General features: G+C 58.0%; 1 protein-coding gene. It reads right to left on the bottom strand.

All coding sequences use genetic code 11. The features are described 5' to 3' along the window. The coding region (locus ACWA6V_RS14650) for a glucoamylase family protein (protein WP_449523187.1) at nucleotides 1-3301 on the bottom strand (3301 nt) is incomplete at both ends.

The following is a 3301-nucleotide window of genomic DNA, read 5'->3' as shown; positions in this document are numbered from 1 at the left end:
TCGAGCACCGAGCCTTGGCTGCCAGAGAGTTCGCGGCCGTCGGTAACTGCTTGCGGCGCCATCAAGGTGCGACCACGGCCGGTAAAACGCAGGCGATCAGTTTCATAGGAAATTTGATCCACCGGACTGCCATTAGTCGATAGCAAATGGAACATCCAGGGCGTGTGCTCACCTACCGAACGCGGGCGGCGGGTGCACAGTAACGCCCGTCGCTCTGGCAAAATTTCCGTCTGCACAAACAAATTACCAAACGCGGTTTGGGTGGCATCGGCGGCGGGCAACGCCAGCACCACTTCGGCGTAGCTGGTCAACTCCAGTGTGCGTGTGCGCGACGAGCGGTTGGTAATGCGCAGACGGCGCAGCTCTATGTCGTCCTCAGGGGAGACGACCAACTCGGTATAGGTTTCGATGTCGTGGTCGCGGCGGCGGAATTCGGCGCGACCTTCGGAGAACATCGCCTCGTAATTATCAGCGCGCTTGAGCGTGGGTTGATGGCTTGCCGACCAGAACTCGCTAGTCGCCGCATCGCGCAAATAAACGAACATGCCCCAGCTGTCCCGTGTCGCATCTTCGCGCCAGCGGGTCACAGCCAAGTCTTTCCAGCGGCTATAACCACCACCTGCATTGGTGACCATCACCTGATAGCGGCCGTTGGATAAGAGCTGAACTTCCGGTGTCGGAGTATCGGCTTCCAAAGGTGCGTAGCTAGCGGTTTCGACCTGATCAAATATAGCGGCGCCATCGGCGTGGTCGGCCACATGGGTATGCAGCACCGATGCCTTGGGAATGCGCTCCTGCAATAACAGCAAAGTCGCCTGTAACAGCGGGTCAGCTTCAAACCGGCGCTGCATTGGGCGATCCAATAATAAGTAACCCAGCGCCAGCAAACTCATGCCCTGATGATGAACCATAAACGAGCGCACGCAGGCACTGGTCTGACCCCGCGCCAAGCGTGAGGGGGTATAGTCCACCGCTTCATAGAATCCGAAGCGCCCTTCCACACCATTGCTGGCAAGCCGCTCCAGATTTTCACAGGCCGCTTCGGGCGCGACCATCAAGGCCATCACTGAAGCATAGGGAGAAATGACCGAATCCTCCCCCAAGCCGCGTTTGAATCCCAACCCGGGTACACCAAAGGCGTGATACTGGTAATTCAGGCTGGCATCAAAGGTGTGATAACCGGATTCCGAGATCCCCCAAGGCAGACCGCGCTGTTTGCCATAGGCGATCTGACGGGCAACGGCGGCCCGGCAGGTTTGGTTGAGCAAAGTACCTTCATAGCTGGGCATTACCAGCATCGGCATCAAGTATTCAAACATGGAGCCGCTCCAGGACATCAACACCGGCTCCCCTTCAGCCATGGTGCGCAAACGCCCCAGCGCAAACCAACTCTCTTGCGGTACCTGACCCTGGGCGATGGCGACGAAATTACACAGGCGCGCTTCCGAAGCGAGCAGGTCGTAAAAGCTGTTGTCGCGGCGATAATCGTCGAGGTTGTAACCCACGGCGATGAGGTGGCGGGTGCGGTCATAGAGAAAACCATATTCCATCGCCGCAAACTCATGGGCTTGTGCGGCCAGCTCCATACAGGTGGCAATGTGCGCACTGGCGCGCTCACTGGCAAGGGTAATTAACCCGCGCAACTCCAGCAGCCATTCCCGCTCCGGCACCGTGCCCGGCCGCAGCAGCTGTGCATCCAATAGCGGCACCAGACTCTGGCTGTAACCGGCGAGGCTGCGCAGTGAGGGAATCGCATTCAAATTGATACCTTGCGCCACAATCGTAAGGCCAGCCACAAAACCGCCCAGCGCTGGCGGCGGCGCACGCAAACCCAACCATGGCGCATAGTACATAAGCTCATCCAATGCGGCGCGGCTCTGCTGTGCCAGGGAGGCACCCCAGGTTTTGGCTTCATAGCCCAAAGTCTCTGCGCCGAGCATATCGTTCAGCAAGGCACCACTCACCGCGAGCTTTACATTGGGTTGCATCGATAAATAGGCATTGATACTGACCGCCGCATTCACTACCGATTCAAGGCAATGCAAGAGCGACGGCAAGTTAACGGCATGCTCGTGATGCGCGTGAACACAGGCTGCATTCAGCAAGCTGCGCATGCGGAAAATTCCCGCCTGAACCGCATTCGGCAACTCTTCTTCGAGATGGGCAACTTGCAAGCTATCAGTCAGCACCGCGAGCGTATCCGCCAGGCCCTTAAAGACTCTGCCATGCGGAATTTTTTGCTCAGGCAGCGCCACTAATCCGGCGCGCAGGGTCAGCAAATGCCCGGCGAGGTTGCCGCTATCCACTGCGGAAATGTAGCGCGGCGGCAAGGGACGCAAGCTGAGGGTGTCGTACCAATTAAAAAAATGGCCGCGGTGGCGCTCCAGCTTGCCCATACTGCCAAAGGTATTGGCCGTGCGCTCGAGAAACACATTGGCGGAGATGAAACCAAAATCGTAAGCCGATAGATTGCCCAGCAGCGCCAGCCCGATATTCGTTGGCGAAGTGCGATGCGCAATCACCGGGCCGGGATTTTCCTGAAAGTTATCGGGCGGTAACCAGTTGTCTTCCGCCACCACAAACCGCTCAAAATAGGCCCAGGTTTTACGCGCAATCTTGCGTAAAAACAGGGTTTGTTGCTCAGATAAACTCGCCTCTTTCCGCTCCAGCGGCAGACCTAGCCACCACACGCTGACGGGTGCGATAAACCACAACACCAACAGCGGCGCTGCGCTGGACAAGGCGGTGGGTTGCAATATCACCAGCGCAGCAGTTACCGCCAGAGCAATAACCGGCGCCGACCACAGCAGGTCCCAACTCGCCAGCAAACTGCCCTTGGTTTTGCGTTCCTGCTCAGCCGAAGCACACCATTCCAGCAGCAATCCCGGTGCACACCACAAGCGCCACAGGCTGCGCAGAATCGCCGTCAGACTAAAACAGGCTTCATGGGGCAAACAGCTAATACGGAACAGCGCCTGCAGAAAATGGCGCCGCGCATTAGCGAATACAGCGGCCAAATGTTCCGCCAGAAATATCTCGCGCGGCTTGCGCAGTGCATCAACCAGGGTCACCAGAATCGGTGGCAACAAAATGATCCCCAGTGCGGCAAGCGTCCAAAGTTCGGGGGCGGGCACCAGTGTCCAACCGATCAATAACAACAACAGCAATGCCACGGGTGCAAGGCTGCGCAGCAAATTGTCGGCGATTTTCCAGCGCGACAAGGCCGACAGCGGATTCGCCAGCCGCTGGCCATTGGCGCCCGGTACACGCGGCCACAACCAACTGGCAATTTGCCAATCGC

The sequence above is a fragment of the Cellvibrio sp. genome (genome assembly GCF_053579595.1).
The sequence above is the reverse complement of the archived record's forward strand: the minus strand, read 5'-3'. Positions and strand labels throughout refer to the sequence as shown.